The following is a 16,727-nucleotide window of genomic DNA, read 5'->3' as shown; positions in this document are numbered from 1 at the left end:
ACGTCTTGATCGACGATCGGATTCGGGCCTTTATGCGATCGGTGCGGCGGAATCGAACCCGGCCCGATGGTGAACGCGAAGCGCACGCTGCACGCCGTCGACCCAGGTCTTCTTCTCTGCCGAACGTACGGGGCCAACCAGGGGCCGACGATGATGAGGAACATGGAGAAGCTCTTCGATCTGTCAGGTCGCATCGCCCTCGTGACCGGATCGAGCGCCGGGATCGGCTGCGCACTCGCGAGCGGACTCGGGCGAGCAGGAGCGCAGGTCGTTCTGAACGGGCGCCGACCCGAGAAAGTCGCCGATGCGGCACGGAAGCTTAGGGACGAGGGCGCACTGGTTTTCGAGATGGCCTTCGATGTGACGGACAGGGCCGCCGTGATGGCGGCCGTCGAGGAAATTGAAGTCGACGTCGGGCCCATCGACATCCTGATCAACAATGCGGGCATGCAGCGTCGCGGGCCGCTCGAGGACTACCCGGAGGAAGCTTGGCACCAATTGATGACGACGAATGTCGACAGCGTCTTCTACGTGAGCCAGGCGGTTGCCAGGCGCATGATTCCGCGCGGTCGGGGAAAGATCATCAACATCTGCTCGGTGCAGAGCGAACTCGGCCGCCCCTCGATCGCCCCTTATGCGGCGACGAAAGGCGCCGTCAAGATGCTGACGAAGGGCATGGCGATCGACTGGGGCAAGCATGGCCTTCAGGTCAACGGCATCGGCCCGGGCTATTTCAAGACGGAGCTCAATCAGGCCCTGGTCGACGACAAGGCCTTCTCCGACTGGCTCATTGCCCGTACGCCGTCCCGCCGCTGGGGAGAGCTGGAGGATCTCATCGGAGCGGCCGTGTTCCTCGCATCCGATGCCGCCAACTTCGTCAACGGGCAGATCCTCTACGTCGATGGCGGTGTGACGGCCTCCCTCTGAACGACACCGAAACCTGGCGTTAACGTTTGAGCCGTAGATCGCCATTGGCGGTTGCCATCTCGGCGCAGGGTGGTTAGCAACGTCACCTGTGATTTGCCGGAAAGCTACTTGGGAGGTGCTTCATGCCCCACGGAGCGTATTGCGTTGCATTTAAGCATGATCGCTGGACTGTTTCTCAATTCGGACGGGATCTTGGATCGTTCCATTTTCGCGCGAAGGCCCTGAAATTCGCCGTCGAGTCCGCATGCTGGTCGGCCATATCGAACCGTCCGACCGTGTTCGTTCTCGATCGGACTGGCGAATTCTATACGGCGTGGTGCGGGGGGCGGGACAGCCTCAGCGCCGAGGCGTGAGTGCATTCTTGAGACTTCCGAACATCCCTGGGCACGACTGAGGGCGGGCAAGCGCCGGGGCTCGAAGGCATGATCTTCTACGCCAACACTCCTCCCCCGACCTTAGTCTGAATCGAGCTAAGCGACAGCTGCAGCCTGGTGGATCGCCGTGTTCTCCAACTCGACGCTCTGCGGCGTCTTCATCAGCGACTGGATCTTTTCTGCGAGGTCCGTTGCCCGATAGGGTTTGTAGAGAAGATTGAGGTCTTCGAGCTTGTCGTCGCCATCGAAGTAGCCGGTGGTCAGGAGAACCTGGATCTCGGGCTGCTCCCGCTGAATAAGCCGCGCCAAGTCGATGCCGCTGAGTTCTCCCGGCATCCGAACGTCGGAAAGGACGAGCTTGATGTCCGTCTTCGCCTTCAGGAGCCGGGCGGCCTCGTCGCCGGTCTCGGCTTCGAGCACCTTGAAGCCGAGGGAATGAAGGGTGGATTGCGCCACCTGGCGTACTGCCGGGTTGTCCTCGACCACGAGCACCGTGCGCCCGTCCCCGAACGGATGAGCCATGCTTGGTTGATGATCCGGCCCGCTTTCCGCAGCTTCATGAGAACGGGGAAGGAAGAGGCGGATCGTCGTACCGGCGTTCGGCGTGCTGTCGATCTCCACATGGCCATGGCACTGCTGCACGAAGCCATAGACCATGCTCAGGCCCAGGCCGGTCCCCTTGCCGCTCTCCTTCGTGGTGAAGAAGGGCTCGAAGACCTTCTCGAGCACCTCGGGCGGCATGCCGATGCCCGTATCACTGACCGAAATCACGACGAACTCGCCGCCGGGCGTGGGTCTGCCCTCCTCCACAGCCTGGTTCTCGATGCTGATCGTCAGATCGCCGCCGTCCGGCATGGCGTCGCGCGCATTGACCGCGAGGTTCAGCAAGGCTGCCTCGAACTGAGCACGGTCGACCTGAATCGGCCAGATGCCGTCGCCAGAACGGAAGCTTGCATTGATATGTTCGCCCAGCGTTCTGCGCATCAGTTCCAGAAGGCTCGGCATCAGGCTCGTGACGTCGATCGTCGAGACCTGCAGCGCCTGACGCCGCGAGAAGGTCAGGAGCCTGTACGTGAGATCCGCACAATGCTGGGCGCTCTCCAGGGCCATGCGAACCCGACGCTCGGCCTTCTCGTTGCCCTGAATGGATTTCTTCAGCAGGTCGAGATTGCCGATCACGACGCTCAGCATGTTGTTGAAGTCATGCGCGATTCCGCCAGTGAGACGGCCGACGGCCTCGAGCTTGCTGGCGTGAAGCAGGTTCTGCTCCATCTGCTTGCTTTCGGTAATGTCGAACCACATGCCGAAGAACTCACGCGGTCGTCCGTCCTCATCTCGCATGAGCACCGTCTGATCGAGAAAATACCGTTCGACGCCATCGGCGCATCGCCACCGGTACTCGAGATTGACAGCTCCCTCTTCCCCTAGACGCTTGAGCTGAATCAGGACGCGTTCCTGATCTTCCGGGTTGATCCGGGAGGACCAGAAGTCGGGCCGCTCGAGGAAGGCCGCCGGACCGAATCCGGTGATGCGCTCGATGCTCTCGTTGGTGAAATGCAGACGCCGGTGATCCTCCTCGACCGAAGCCGTATAGAGCGCGATCGGCAGAGACTGCAGGACGATCGATTGATGTTCTTCGCGCCGGCGCAGGGCCTGTTCCGCCTTCAGTTTTTCGCTGCGGACATGAAGGTTGTCCATCAGCAGGCGCCGCTCCTGCTCGGCCTGCCGGCGGATCTCTTCGGTCTTGCGGTAAAGGTCGACGAAGATGTCGACCTTGGACTTCAGGATCAGGGGCTCGATGGGCTTGAAGACATAGTCAACCGCCCCTGCCGAGTATCCCTTGAAGACGTGCATGTCGTCCTTGTTGAAGGCCGTCAGGAACAAGATCGGCACCCGCGACGAACGCGGCCGGTTCCTGATCAGGCTCGCAACCTCGTATCCATCGAGACGCGGCATCTGAATGTCGAGAAGGATGACGGCGAAGTCGTCCTTCAGCACATGCCGCAGGGCTCCTTCACCCGAATCGGCGGTGACGATCTCGACGCCTGGAGAACGGAGCACCTCCTCGACGGCGATCAGATTGCGGGGGTCGTCATCGACAACCAGAATTTTGGCCGGTATCGGATCCGAAAGAGGACGCGCCGACACGAGATGAAAATCGTCCGGTTCCAGACCCGACTCCCCTCGCCTTACGTCTTCCGTCATGTGTTCAGCCCGGTCTCTGCGGCACCATTGGGAGCAATCCTCCCGTCCGGGATATATGTGCTCCGGCTGAGCTGAACGCGCAAGACGGCCAGGAGTTGATCCACATCGACAGGTTTCGACACGTAGTCGGTCGCACCCGCCTCGAGGCACTTCTCGCGATCACCCATCATGGCCTTCGCCGTTACCGCAACGAGGGGAAGGTCACGGTAGCGCGGAATCTTCCGGATGGCCCGCATGGTCTCGTAGCCGTCCATCTCGGGCATCATGATGTCGACGAGTGCCACGTCGAGATCCGGATTCGCCTGGAGCTTCTCGATGCCTTCCAGTCCGTTCTCAGCGAAGACGACCGAGATTCCATGCTGCTCGAGTGCGCTCGTCAGGGAGAAGATGTTGCGCATGTCATCGTCGATGATCAGCACCTTCCGGCCTTCGAGAGAACTGTCGCTACGCCGCTCGACGATGATGTGCTTTTCTTCCGGAATGGCGCTGATCGTCCGGTGCAGGAAGAGAGCCGTGTCGTTGAGGAGGCGCTCGGACGAGCCTTCGCCCTTGACGATGAGCGTCGCGGCGATGCCCTGCAGCCGACGCTCATCGGACTTCGTCAGGTCCTGACCGGTATAGATGACGATCGGCAGCTCCTCGCCTCCCTTCGTCTTGCGGATGCGCTCGATGAGCTCCGCACCGGGAAGGTCGGGAAGACCCAAATCGACGATCGCGCAGTCGAACTGCCGCGCCTGGATCACCTCCAGGGCACTTTCGGCCGTTCCCACCGCGGTCACGTCGACCTGTTCGCTCTTCATGAGTTCGGACAGGCTCATGCGCTGATTGTCGTCATCCTCGACGAGAAGCAGCTTCTTCACGGGCCGGTCGATGAACTCCTTGGTGCGGTTGAGCGCTCCCATGAGAGCTTCCCGGTCGACGGGCTTCTCCAGGAACCCGAAGGCACCGGCCTTGAGACCGCGCTTCTTCTGATCGTCGACCGAGATCACGTGGATGGGCACATGCCGGGTGCGAGGATCGTGCTTGAGCAGATCGAGGAGTGCCCAGCCGTCCATGTCGGGAAGTCCGATATCGAGCGTGATCGCATGGGGCTTGTAGCGATGCGCGAGGGCAAGGGCCGATGCCCCGTCCATGGCGATCAGTCCCCTGAAGCCCTCCTCCCGGGCGAGCTCCAGCAGGACGGAGGCGAACATCGCGTCGTCCTCGATGATGAGCACCACGCGATCACCACCGGTGATCGCGTGCCGATCGTCGAGCGAGGCCGAAAGGGCCATTGCGGCCGAGGGCTGACGGATCATCGATCCGGCCGATTCGTCGGAGGCGAGGTACTGCCCTGCTCCATTTCCGTTGGGTCTGGCGGCGGATTCGCTGCCGGCAATTCCGTGACTGGCCGGAGGATCGACCGGGACGAAGAGCGTGAAGGTCGAGCCGCTCCCCGGCGTGCTCGACACCACGATCTCGCCGCCGAGCAGACGGGCGATTTCGCGGCTGATCGAGAGACCCAGACCGGTTCCGCCGTACTTCCGGCTTGTCGTGCCGTCCGCCTGCTGGAAGGCCTCGAAGATGATGCGCTGCTTCTCCTCCGGGATGCCGATGCCCGTATCGGTCACCGACATAGCGATCCACTGGCTTCCCGCCCTCAAGGGCGTTCCCTCGGCCGATCCGATTTGAAGCGTCACGCCTCCGCGCTCCGTGAACTTGAACGCGTTCGACAGGAGGTTGCGCAGCACCTGCTGCAGCCGCTTCGAATCCGTCCGGATGGCGGGCGGCAGCTTGGGATCGACCTCCACATGGAAGTCGAGCCTTCTTTCCTCCGCCACCTGGCGGAAGGTGCGCTCCATGTTGTCGACCAGGTCCTTGAAGGCGACGCTCGACACTTCCAGGCTGACAGTGCCGGACTCGATCTTCGACAAATCCAGGATGTCGTTGATGAGCGAGAGAAGATCCGATCCCGCCGCGTGGATGGTCTTCGCAAACTCCCTCTGCTTGTCGGTCAGGTTGCCGTCCGAGTTTTCGGTCAGCAGCTTCGACAGGATCAGAAGCGAGTTCAGCGGCGTCCGCAACTCGTGGCTCATGTTGGCCAAGAACTGCGACTTGTAGCGCGAGGTCAGCGAAAGCTGCTCGGCCTTCTCCTCCAGGGCCGTCTTGGCGACGGACACTTCCTGGTTCTTGGTCTCGACCTCCCGCTTCTGGAGCTCGAGCAGCTGCGCCTTGTCCTCGAGCTCCTCGTTGGTCTTCTGAAGCGCTTCCTGCTGTTGCCTCAGGAGCTCTTCCGACTGACGCAGGGTTGCAGCCTGCTGCTCCAGACGGTCGTTGGTGTTCCGCAGCTCTTCCTGCTGGCTCTGCAGCTCGGTGGTCAGGAGCTGCGACTGCTTCAGCAGGCCCTCCGTCCGCATGTTCGCCGCGATGGTGTTGAGAACGATGCCGATCGACTCGGTGAGCTGCTCGAGGAAGGACTGGTGCGTCTCCGAGAACCGGCTGAAGGAGGCGAGCTCGATGACCGCCTTCACCTCCTGTTCGAACAGCACCGGCAGTACGATGATGTTGAGAGGCGGCGCCTCGCCGAGGGCCGAGCTGATGGTGATGTAGTCGCCCGGCACGTTGGTGAGCAGGATCCTCTTCCTCTCGTAGGCGACCTGCCCGACCAGACCTTCGCGCAGACGGAACCGGTTGTTGAGGTGCTTTCTCTCCGTGAATGCGTATGAGGCAACCATCTCCAGGATGGGCTCGCTCCCGTCGGTCTCGACCGTATAGAACACGCCCTGCTGCGCGTTCACGAGCGGAGCGATCTCCGACAGGATCATGTTGGACACGGTGGTGAGATCGCGCTCGCCCTGCAGCATGCGGGTGAACTTGGCGAGATTGGTCTTCAGCCAATCCTGCTCCGCATTCTTGAGCGTCGTGTCGCGCAGGTTGCGGATCATCTCGTTGACGTTGTCCTTGAGCGAGGCCAGCTCGCCCGAGGCTTCCACCGAAATCGACCGGGTCAGATCGCCCTTGGTCACGGCGGTGGCCACATCCGCGATGGCGCGCACCTGAGTGGTCAGGTTGGCCGCGAGCTGGTTCACGTTATCCGTGAGATCGCGCCACAGGCCGGCGGCGCCCGGCACCCTCGCCTGCCCGCCGAGCTTGCCTTCCACGCCCACTTCGCGGGCCACGTTAGTCACCTGATCGGCGAAGGTGGCGAGCGTGTCGATCATTTCGTTGATGGTTTCGGCCAGCGCGGCGATTTCGCCCTTGGCATCCACCGTCAGCTTGCGCTTGAGATCGCCCTCGGCGACCGCCGTCACCACGCTGGCGATGCCGCGCACCTGGCCGGTGAGGTTATTCGCCATCATGTTGACGTTGTCGGTGAGGTCCTTCCAGGTGCCGGCGACCCCGCGCACCTGCGCCTGCCCACCGAGCTTGCCCTCGATGCCCACCTCGCGGGCCACGCGGGTCACCTCGGACGCGAAGGAGTTGAGCTGATCCACCATGGTGTTGATGGTCGACTTCAGCTCCAGGATCTCGCCGCGCACATCGACGGTGATCTTCTTGGAGAGGTCGCCGTTCGCCACCGCTGTCGTCACTTCCGCGATGTTGCGGACTTGGCCGGTCAGGTTGGCCGCCATCATGTTCACGTTGTCGGTCAGGTCCTTCCACACGCCGCCGACCCCACGCACCTGGGCTTGGCCGCCGAGCTTTCCTTCCGTGCCCACCTCGCGGGCCACACGCGTCACCTCGCCCGCGAAGGAGTTCAGCTGATCCACCATGGTGTTGATGGTCGACTTCAGCTCGAGAATTTCGCCCTCGACCGCGACGGTGATCTTCTTGGACAGGTCACCATTCGCCACTGCGGTGGTGACTTCGGCGATGTTACGCACCTGACCGGTCAAGTTCGCCGCCATCATGTTCACGTTGTCGGTGAGGTCCTTCCACACGCCGCCGACCCCACGCACCTGGGCTTGGCCGCCGAGCTTTCCTTCCGTGCCCACCTCGCGGGCCACACGCGTCACCTCGCCCGCGAAGGAGTTCAGCTGATCCACCATGGTGTTGATGGTCGACTTCAGCTCCAGGATCTCGCCGCGCACATCGACGGTGATCTTCTTGGACAAATCGCCGTTCGCGACGGCCGTCGTCACGTCGGCAATGTTACGGACCTGGCCCGTCAGGTTCGCCGCCATCAGGTTGACGTTGTCGGTCAGATCCTTCCAGGTGCCGGCCACGCCCTCCACGCGGGCCTGGCCGCCGAGCTTGCCTTCCGAGCCCACTTCCTTCGCGACGCGGGTCACTTCCCCGGCGAAGGAGTTGAGCTGATCCACCATGGTGTTGATGGTCGATTTCAGCTCCAGGATCTCGCCCCTGACCTCCACGGTGATCTTCTTGGACAGGTCGCCGTTCGCGACGGCGGTGGTCACTTCGGCGATGTTGCGCACCTGGCCGGTCAGGTTCGCCGCCATCAGGTTCACGTTGTCGGTGAGGTCCTTCCAGGTGCCGGCGACGCCGCGCACCTGCGCCTGGCCGCCGAGCTTGCCTTCCGATCCCACCTCCTTCGCCACACGAGTCACTTCCGACGCGAAGGAGTTCAACTGGTCCACCATGGTGTTGATGGTGTTCTTCAGCTCCAGGATCTCGCCCCGGACTTCCACGGTGATCTTCTTGGACAGGTCGCCGTTCGCCACCGCGGTCGTCACGTCGGCAATGTTTCGAACCTGCGCGGTGAGGTTCGAGCCCATCATGTTAACGTTCTCGGTGAGGTCACGCCAGACGCCGCCGACGCCCTCGACCTGCGCCTGTCCGCCGAGCTTGCCCTCGGAGCCCACTTCCTTGGCGACACGGGTCACTTCCGAGGCAAACGAATTCAGCTGGTCGACCATCGTGTTGATGGTCGACTTGAGGGCCAGGATCTCGCCCTTCACGTCCACGGTGATCTTCTTGGACAGGTCGCCCCGGGCGACGGCGGTGGTCACCTCGGCGATGTTGCGCACCTGGCCGGTAAGGTTGGCCGCCATCATGTTCACGTTGTCGGTCAGATCCTTCCAGACGCCGCCGACCCCACGCACCTGGGCCTGGCCACCGAGCTTGCCTTCGGAGCCCACCTCCTTCGCCACGCGGGTCACCTCGGACGCGAACGAGTTCAGCTGGTCCACCATGGTGTTGATGGTGTCCTTCAGCTCCAGGATCTCGCCCTTTACGTCCACAGTAATCTTCTTGGAGAGATCCCCGTTCGCCACCGCGGTAGTGACCTCGGCGATGTTGCGGACCTGGCCAGTCAGATTGGCCGCCATCAGGTTCACGTTCTCGGTCAGATCCTTCCAGGTGCCGGCGACACCCTTCACCTTCGCCTGGCCGCCGAGCTTACCTTCCGATCCAACCTCGCGGGCCACGCGGGTCACCTCGGAGGCGAAGCTGCCGAGCTGCCCCACCATGGTATTGACCACCTTGCCGATGCGCAGGAACTCGCCCCGGAGCGGACGTCCGTCCGTCGCGAGGTCGATCGTCTGGCTCAGGTCGCCCTTCGCGACAGCGCCGATCACGCGTGCGACCTCGACGGTCGGCTGCACGATGTCGCCGATCATGGCGTTGACGGAATCGACGCATTCGCTCCAGCAGCCGGTCGCCCCCGCCAGCCGCCCGCGCTCCTCGATCCGCCCTTCCTTACCGACGACCTTGGCGACCCGCTCCAGTTCCTGGGCGAGGCCGTGGTTCAGCTCTGCGATATCGTTGAAAGCCTCCGCGATCTCGCCGTCGATGCCGGTCAGATCGGACGGCAGACGAGCCGAGAAATCGCCTTTCCTGAAGGCGCGCAAGGTTTTGAGCAGCAGCCTGGGATCAAGCTGCGAAGTGGTGGTTTCGACTTGTGACATAAGGCCCCCCGTTACGCTGTTCCAGGCTCAAACCCTCAACCTGGATCCCCATGTGCCGACGTCCCAAAGCTATTGTGTTCGTCTTCGGATGGAATTCGACCCCGTTTAACGCTTTTCAAGCGCGAGAGTTCCGCCCCGAGACAATTTTGTGCCAGTTCGGTTAATCGTAATGTTGTATTAGGATAGGGCGAACTTGTGGATCCGGGAGACGTCACCGTCGTCCGGGCCAATCGGCATCATCACGCCCCGACCTGAACGTCTCGGCATGTTTTCTGGCCTCTACGCCTAGATTGACGCTGCGGCAGTTAATGATTTCGGGCCTTGCATAGAGCCCAAAGCAAAACAAGCCGCAACATGTTTGTTGCGGCTTGAGACGTGACCAGGAAGCGCAGGCTTCGGGGCCGGCTAGACAAAATCCTCGCGCATAGGGGTGAAGACGTCGAGCAGCACGCCGGCCTCGATGGACACCGCCCCGTGGATCGCGTTCGGCGGCACGAGGAAGCTGTCGCCCTGCTTCAGCCGCTCGGTCCGGCCCGCGATGGTCACGTCGAAGACGCCCGCCTCGACGAGGCTGCACTGGATGTGCGGATGCGAGTGGGGCGTGCCCACGGCCCCGGCCTGGAAGGCCACGCGCACCATCATGACCTCCGCATTGTACGTGAGGACCTTGCGGCGGATGCCTTCGCCTGCGGGCTCCCAGTCGATGGTGCTGTCGAAGGCGAAAGGTTCGTTGATACGGTTCATGGTTCCTCCAGAATGGGTCAGCGTGCCAGCCAGCCGCCGTCCACCGGCAGGACGATGCCGTGGACGTAGTTTGCCGCGGGCGATGCCAGGAAGACAGCGGCGCCGGCGAGGTCCGTCGGATCCCCCCACCGTCCGGCCGGGATCCGCGCGAGAATGTCGGCGCTTCGCTTCGGATCGCCGCGGAGCGCCTCGGTGTTGTTGGTGACGAAATAGCCCGGCGCGATGGCATTCACGTTGATGCCCTTCGCGGCCCATTCGCAGGCGAGGAGCCGCGTGAGTCCGGCCAGACCGCTCTTGCTCGCCGTATAGGACGGGATGCGGATGCCGCCCTGGAATGACAGCAGCGACGCGATGTTGATGATCTTGCCGCCGTGCCCATCCGCCAGCATGGTTCGGGCGACCGCCTGCGACAGGAAGAAGGTCGATTTGAGATTGACGTTCATCACATCATCCCAGTCCTTCTCCGTGAACCCGATGGCATCCGCCCGGCGGATGATGCCGGCATTGTTGACGAGGACGTCGATCCGTCCGGTCACCGAGACCGCTTCGGCGACGATCCGTTCGATGGGCTCCAGGCTCGACAGGTCCGCCTGGACGGCATGGAAGCCCGCGCCGGCCTCGCGGCACAGGCGCTCGGTCTCGTCCATGGCGGAGCGGCCGACGGCCACGAGGGAGGCGCCGGCCTGCGCCAGGGCAACGGCAATGGCCTGGCCCAGGCCGGTATTGGCCCCGGTCACGATCGCCGTCTTGCCGGTCAGATCGAACGAGGCCGTCACCGCAGCGACTCCATGGGCACCATATCCATATCGGTGAAGTCCTGGTTGTCGCCGCCCATGGCCCACACGAAGGTGTAGTTGCTGGTGCCGACGCCGGAATGGATCGACCAGCCGGGAGACAGGATCGCCTGCTCGTTGGCGACCACGAGATGCTTCGTCTCGTCGGGCTCGCCCATGAAGTGGAACACGCGCGTGTCGGGCTGCATGTCGAAATAGACATAAACCTCCGAGCGGCGGTCGTGCAGATGCGCCGGCATGGTGTTCCACATGCTGCCGGGCTTCAGCTGGGTCATGCCGAGGACGAGTTGGGCCGAGCGGCACACCTCCGGGTGGATCATCTGGAAGATCGTCCGGACATTGCCGTTCGCGGCATCGCCCAGATCGACCCGGCGGGCCCGGTCGAGGCCGATCTTCACCGTCTCGAAGCGCGCATGGGCGGGCGTGCTGACGAGGTAGAACTTCGCTGGCGTAGCCTCGTCGAGGCTCTCGAAGACGACATCCTTCGTGCCCATGGCGACATAGAGCGCATCGCGCGGAGCAAGATCGTGAATCTCTCCATCGGTATGAACGCGCCCCGCGCCGCCGAGGTTGACGATTCCGAGCTCACGCCGGTCCAGGAAGTTCGGCGAGCCGATCTGCTTGTGCGATTCCAGCCGGATCGCCCCGGCGGTGGGGGTCGCACCACCGACCACGAGCCGGTCGATATGACTGTAGGTCAGTTTCACCGCGCCGGGAACGAACAGCGTCTCGATCAGGAAATGGCGGCGCAGCTCGGCCGAGCTGAAATGGCGCACGGCCTCGGGGTGGCATACCTGCCGAATTTCGATGGTCATCGTTACCTCGTGAATACGTGGGATCAGCGGAACAGGGCCGGGAGCCAGAGCGACAGGCCCGGAATGTAGGTGACGAGCAGCAGGACGAAGACGCTCGCGCCCAGGAAGGGCCAGATCGTCTTCATGGCCTCGCCGATGGTGATCTTGCCGACCGCGCAACCGACGAAGAGCACCGAGCCCACCGGCGGCGTATTGAGACCGATGCCGGCATTGAGGATCAGGATCACGCCGAAATGCACCGGATCGATGCCGAAGGCCTTGATCACGGGAAGGAAGATCGGCGTGCAGATGATGATCATCGGGGCCATGTCCATGAAGGTGCCGAGCACCAGCAGGATCACGTTGATGAGCAGGAGCACGACGATCGGATTGTCGGACACGGTCCGCATCAGCTCGATCGTCGCCTGCGGCACCTGCAGGAAGGCCATGAGCCAGCCGAAGGCGCTCGCCGTCCCGATGACGAGCAGCACCATGGCGGTGGTGCGCACGGCCCCGAGCGTCGCCTCGACGAAGCTCTCCCAGTTCATCTCGCGGTAGACAAAGAGCGTGACGAGCAGCGCATAGACGACAGCGATGCACGAACTCTCCGCCGCCGTGAAGACGCCAGAGCGGACGCCTCCGAAGATGATGAAGATCAGCAGGATACCCGGCACGGCGGAGACCAGGAAATAGGCCAGCATCCGGAAGCCGGGGAACGGATCGGCCGGATAGCCGCGGCGGACGGCCACCACATAGGCGGTGATCATCAGGGCGGCGGCCAGAAGAAGACCCGGCAGGACACCCGCCGTGAACAGATCCGCCACCGAGATCGTTCCCCCGGCCGCGATCGAATAGATGATCATGTTGTGCGACGGCGGGATGAGCAGCGCGATGATGGCGGAGTTCACCGTCACGTTGACGCTGTAATCCTTCGCGTAACCGCGCTTTTCCATCTGCGGGATCATGATGCCGCCGATGGCGGAGGCATCCGCGATGGCGGAGCCCGAGATGCCGCCGAACAGGGTCGAGGCCACCACGTTCACCTGCCCGAGACCGCCCCGCAGGTGGCCGACGAAGCCGGCTGCCAGACGGATCAGGCGATCCGCGATGCCGCCGCGCATCATCAGATCCCCCGCATAGATGAAGAACGGGATCGCCATCATGGCGAAGGCGTTCATGCCGGAATTGAGCTGCTGGAACACCACGACCGGCGGCAGCTGCATGTAGAGCACGGTAGCCAGCGACGCGATGCCGAGGCAGAACGCGACCGGCGTTCCGATGACGAGCAGGAGCGTGAAGACGCCGAAGAGAACCCAGATCTCCATGACTTCAATCCTTCACGGCAACGAGATGCGGCTCGTCCACGCGCACCATCGGGACATCCTCGCCGACGAGAAGCAGGCGCACGAGCTTTTCCAGGGAAAAGAGCGCGATCAGAACGCCGCCTACGGCGAGAGGGACGTAATCGAACCCCTGCGGGATCGGCAGGCCCGGCATCAGCGCCGACCAGGTCTCGACCGCCAGCATCGTGCCGTACCACGCCATGGCGCCGCCGAAGAACATCACCAGCACTTCGGTGACGGCGAGCATGATCTGGCGCAGGCCATGGGGGGCATAGTGCAGCGCGATCTCGAAGCCGAGATGGTTGCCCTCGCGCACGCCCACCGCGGAGCCGAGCAGGATGAACCAGCTCATGAGGAGCAGGGAGGCGGGCTCCGTCCAGCTCGGCGATTCGTTCAGCACGTAACGTCCGAACACCTGCCAGGCGACGAAGGCGGTCATGAGGATGAGGCCGATCCCGGATATCCAGAGCGCCGCCCGATTGACGACGGCGAGGACGCGGGACAGCGCGGCAAGTTCAGCGCGCATCGGTAAAGATCTCCAGGGGACAGGGACGGACCGGCTTGAGCATCGGACCCAAGAGTGGACTTGCACTTTCGGGATCCAACCGATGCTCATTCTTGGCTGGCACATCGTTCTATGCGGAAAACCGGATCCACTTTTCCGCACGCTGCGCCAGCCGGTCCGAGGGAGCGGACGTGCAGGTCCGCTCAGTTCATCGCCTGGATGCGGGAGACGAGCTCCTTCACCTTCGCGTCCTTGGCGTATTTCTCATAGACGGGCTTCATGGCGTCGATGAAGGGCTGCTTGTCGACGTTGTTGATCTGGCTGCCGCTCGCCCGGATCTTCTTCTCGGCCTCCTTCTCGCGTGCTTCCCAGAGCTCGCGCATCTTCACGACGGATTCCTTCGCCGTCTCGCGCACCGCCTTCTGGTCGTCCGGCGAGAGCTTGTCGAAGCTCTTCTTCGACATCACCAGCACCTCCGGCGACATGGAATGCTCGGTGAGCGAGTAGAACTTCGCCACCTCGAAGTGACGGAAGGAATCGTAGCTCGGCCAGTTGTTCTCGGCTCCGTCCACGACGCCGGTCTGGAGCGCCGAATAGACCTCGCCTGGAGGCATCGGAGTCGCGTTCGCACCGAGCGCGTTCACCATGTCGAGGAAGAGATCCGACTGGATCACGCGCACCTTCATGCCCTTGAGATCGGCCGGCGTGTTGATGACGCGCTTGGAATTGTAGAACGACCGGGCGCCCGAATCATAGAAGGCCAGCGCCACCAGCCCATGGGGCTCGAAGGCCTTTAGGATCTGATCGCCTACGGGACCGTCCATGGTCTTGCGCATATGGTCGACCGACCGGAAGATGAAGGGCAGCGACGGGACCAGCGTCTCGGGAATGAGGTTGTTGAACGGACCCATGTTGATCCGGTTCAGGTCGATCACACCGAAGCGGGTCTGCTCGATCGTATCCTTCTCCTGGCCCAGCTGCGCGGAGTGGAACACCTGCACCTTGTACCGGCCGTTGGTCTTCTTCTCGAGCAGGGAGCCGAAATATTTGACAGCTTCGACTGTGGGATATCCGTCCGGGTGGATGTCGGCCGAGCGAAGGGTCGTCTGGGCGCCGGCCGCGCCGCTCATGAATGCCGCCCACACGCCAAGGGCGGTCGCAGCGAGAGTTCTCCTGGTGAACATCATCTTCCTCCTTAGGCTTCCTCGTATGCTTTATTGGTTCGAACCAAGCCTTCGGCCGGCTTGTCCTGCGCCCCCGGGCCATGGCACCCATCGGAACGGGACCAGTCGCTGCTTGCCGCGGCTTACCTGGTCGACGATTGTATGGTAGTATGCACTTATATGTTACGCAACCCGCCAAAAGAATGAGAGTGCCGTGAACACGCCTTTTCCTGTCGGCCAGGGCTCAGCCGCCCAGCGCATCGAGAGCGAGTTGCGCCGCCTGATCATCGCCCTGGAGCTTCCCCCCGGAAGCCGCCTCTCCGAGCAGGACATCGCGGAGCGGCACGGGGTGTCGCGCCAGCCGGTGCGGGAGGCGCTGATTGGCCTGGCGCGGACCCGGCTGGTGGAGATCCAGCCGCAGCGCGGCACTACGGTCGTAAAGATCTCGGTGCGCAAGATGATGGAGGCCCGGTTCGTCCGGGAGGCGATTGAGACGGCGGTCGTGCGCCGCGCCTGCTCGTCCTTCGACCCGCAGAGCCGCGAGCGGATCGAGAATCTTCTCGAAATGCAGGAGCAGGCGGCCCGGCGGAACGACCACGATGCCTTCCAGCGCTACGACGAGCTGTTCCACATCGCCCTGGCTGAGGGCGCCGGCTGCCCGCTGGCCTGGGAGGCTGTTCAGGACATCAAGGCCCATATGGACCGGGTGTGCCAGCTGACGCTGCCGAGCCCGGAGGCCATGCTGCCCCTGATCGACCAGCACCGCGCCATCATGACGGCCATCGACAGCCGCGATGAGGATGCCGCGGCCGAGGCTATGCGCCGGCATCTTACCGAGATCCTTCGCGCCCTGCCCCGGGTCGAGGCGGAGAACCCGGAACTCTTCAGCTCCTGAGCCCTCGGCGCCATCGCGAGGCGGCGCGAAAGCCGTTGCCTCTCTCGGGACCTTGCGCTCTCATGATGGTTGCCGCTCCGGCACGTCGGCGCGGCCAACGACATCGATCGTCCAGGGAGCCGCAATGCCAATCCTCTCCAGCCCCACGCGCCGGGCCCTGCTCGGCCTTGCTCTGAGTGCCTCAGTCTGTCTGGCTTCCGGCGCCGTGCTCGCCCAGCCGGCCGCCTATCCGTCCCGGCCCGTGCGTCTGATCGTGCCGTTCACGCCCGGCGGCACGACGGACATCTTCGCCCGGCTCGTGGGTGAAAAGCTGTCCCAATCCCTGGGGCAACAATTCGTCATCGAAAACCGGGGCGGCGCCGGCGGAAACATCGGGACCGATGCGGTCGCCAAGGCCGATCCCGACGGCTACACCCTCGTGATGGGAACGGTGGGCACCCACGCCATCAATCCGAGCCTCTACGCCAAGATGCCCTACGATGCGCTCAACGATTTCGCACCCGTCGCCTACGTGGCCGGCGTGCCGAACCTGATGGTGGTCAGCCCCAAGACCGTGAAGGCGACAAATGTCCAGGAATTCATCGCCGAGGCCAAGGCGGCGCCGCGCAAGCTGACCATGGCGTCCTCGGGCAACGGCACCTCGATCCATCTGTCGGGCGAGCTCTTCAAGCAGATGACCGGGGTCGAGATGCCCCACGTTCCCTATCGCGGCAGCGGCCCGGCGGTGAACGACCTGATCGGCGGCCAGGTGGATGTGATGTTCGACAACCTGCCCTCGTCCATCGAGCAGGTCCGCGGCGGCAACCTGCGGGCGCTGGCGGTCACCTCGTCGAAGCGGTCTCCAGCCATCCCGGACAAGCCGACCCTGGCCGAGGCGGGCCTGCCCGGCTTCGAGGCCTCGAGCTGGTTCGCCCTGTTCGCCCCGAAGGGCACGCCGCCCGAGATCACATCCAGGCTGAATCAGGAGGTGCGCAAGGCTCTCGAGACCCCCGAGCTTCAGAAGCGCTTCGCGGATCTCGGCGGCGAGATCCGGACGATGAGCCCGGACGAGCTCATGGCCTATGTGAGGACCGAGCACGAGAAATGGGCCAAGGTCGTGAAAGCCTCGGGCGCCAAGGTCGACTGATCGGGTATGGA

Annotated in this window: 11 protein-coding genes; 3 read left to right on the top strand and 8 right to left on the bottom strand. The window is 63.4% G+C overall.

From position 1 onward, the window contains the following. Nucleotides 1–162: 162 nt before the first annotated feature. Nucleotides 163–927: an SDR family oxidoreductase gene (locus HPT29_RS08010; protein ID WP_210272364.1), complete on the top strand. Its 765-nt coding sequence runs from the start codon at nucleotides 163–165 to the stop codon at nucleotides 925–927. A 470-nt stretch (nucleotides 928–1,397) separates the two neighbouring features. Here HPT29_RS08010 and HPT29_RS08005 read toward each other — a convergent pair whose 3' ends face one another. From HPT29_RS08005 to HPT29_RS07970, 8 genes are all read right to left on the bottom strand, one after another. Beyond that, entirely contained in the window at nucleotides 1,398–3,506 is a 2,109-nt protein-coding gene (locus tag HPT29_RS08005) for a response regulator (RefSeq protein WP_173949612.1), read from the bottom strand. Next, nucleotides 3,503–9,352: a hybrid sensor histidine kinase/response regulator gene (locus tag HPT29_RS08000; protein WP_259060514.1), complete on the bottom strand. Its 5,850-nt coding sequence runs from the start codon at nucleotides 9,350–9,352 to the stop codon at nucleotides 3,503–3,505. Before HPT29_RS08000 ends, HPT29_RS08005 begins: the two co-directional genes overlap by 4 nt. Before the next feature lie 405 nt (nucleotides 9,353–9,757). Next, nucleotides 9,758–10,096 carry a cupin domain-containing protein gene (locus HPT29_RS07995; RefSeq protein ID WP_173948410.1) on the bottom strand — a complete coding sequence of 113 codons (339 nt, stop codon included), beginning with the start codon at nucleotides 10,094–10,096 and terminating at the stop codon, nucleotides 9,758–9,760. Between the two features lie 17 nt (nucleotides 10,097–10,113). Next, nucleotides 10,114–10,872, bottom strand: coding sequence for a 2-dehydro-3-deoxy-D-gluconate 5-dehydrogenase KduD (kduD, locus tag HPT29_RS07990; protein ID WP_173948409.1), 759 nt, complete (start codon nucleotides 10,870–10,872; stop codon nucleotides 10,114–10,116). After that, nucleotides 10,869–11,705: a 5-dehydro-4-deoxy-D-glucuronate isomerase gene (gene kduI / locus HPT29_RS07985; RefSeq protein ID WP_173948408.1), complete on the bottom strand. Its 837-nt coding sequence runs from the start codon at nucleotides 11,703–11,705 to the stop codon at nucleotides 10,869–10,871. Before kduI ends, kduD begins: the two co-directional genes overlap by 4 nt. 23 nt (nucleotides 11,706–11,728) lie before the next feature. Next, a complete protein-coding gene (locus tag HPT29_RS07980; protein ID WP_173948407.1) occupies nucleotides 11,729–13,009 on the bottom strand; it encodes a TRAP transporter large permease in 1,281 nt (426 codons plus the stop codon). Nucleotides 13,010–13,013: 4 nt separating this feature from the next. Then, nucleotides 13,014–13,553 (bottom strand): TRAP transporter small permease, encoded by a 540-nt coding sequence (locus tag HPT29_RS07975; protein WP_173948406.1) that lies wholly within the window; start codon nucleotides 13,551–13,553, stop codon nucleotides 13,014–13,016. Nucleotides 13,554–13,735: 182 nt separating this feature from the next. After that, the gene (locus HPT29_RS07970; RefSeq protein WP_173948405.1) at nucleotides 13,736–14,716 is read right to left on the bottom strand and encodes a TRAP transporter substrate-binding protein; all 981 of its coding nucleotides are present in this window, start codon (nucleotides 14,714–14,716) and stop codon (nucleotides 13,736–13,738) included. Between the two features lie 193 nt (nucleotides 14,717–14,909). On the opposite strand from HPT29_RS07970, the gene HPT29_RS07965 reads away from it, so the two are divergent. Beyond that, entirely contained in the window at nucleotides 14,910–15,590 is a 681-nt protein-coding gene (locus HPT29_RS07965) for a GntR family transcriptional regulator (RefSeq protein ID WP_173948404.1), read from the top strand. A gap of 124 nt (nucleotides 15,591–15,714) precedes the next feature. Beyond that, nucleotides 15,715–16,716: a Bug family tripartite tricarboxylate transporter substrate binding protein gene (locus HPT29_RS07960; protein WP_173948403.1), complete on the top strand. Its 1,002-nt coding sequence runs from the start codon at nucleotides 15,715–15,717 to the stop codon at nucleotides 16,714–16,716. The last annotated feature ends 11 nt before the right edge of the window (nucleotides 16,717–16,727 follow it).

The organism is Microvirga terrae (genome assembly GCF_013307435.2).
GTDB lineage: Bacteria > Pseudomonadota > Alphaproteobacteria > Rhizobiales > Beijerinckiaceae > Microvirga > Microvirga terrae.
The sequence above is the reverse complement of the archived record's forward strand: the minus strand, read 5'-3'. Positions and strand labels throughout refer to the sequence as shown.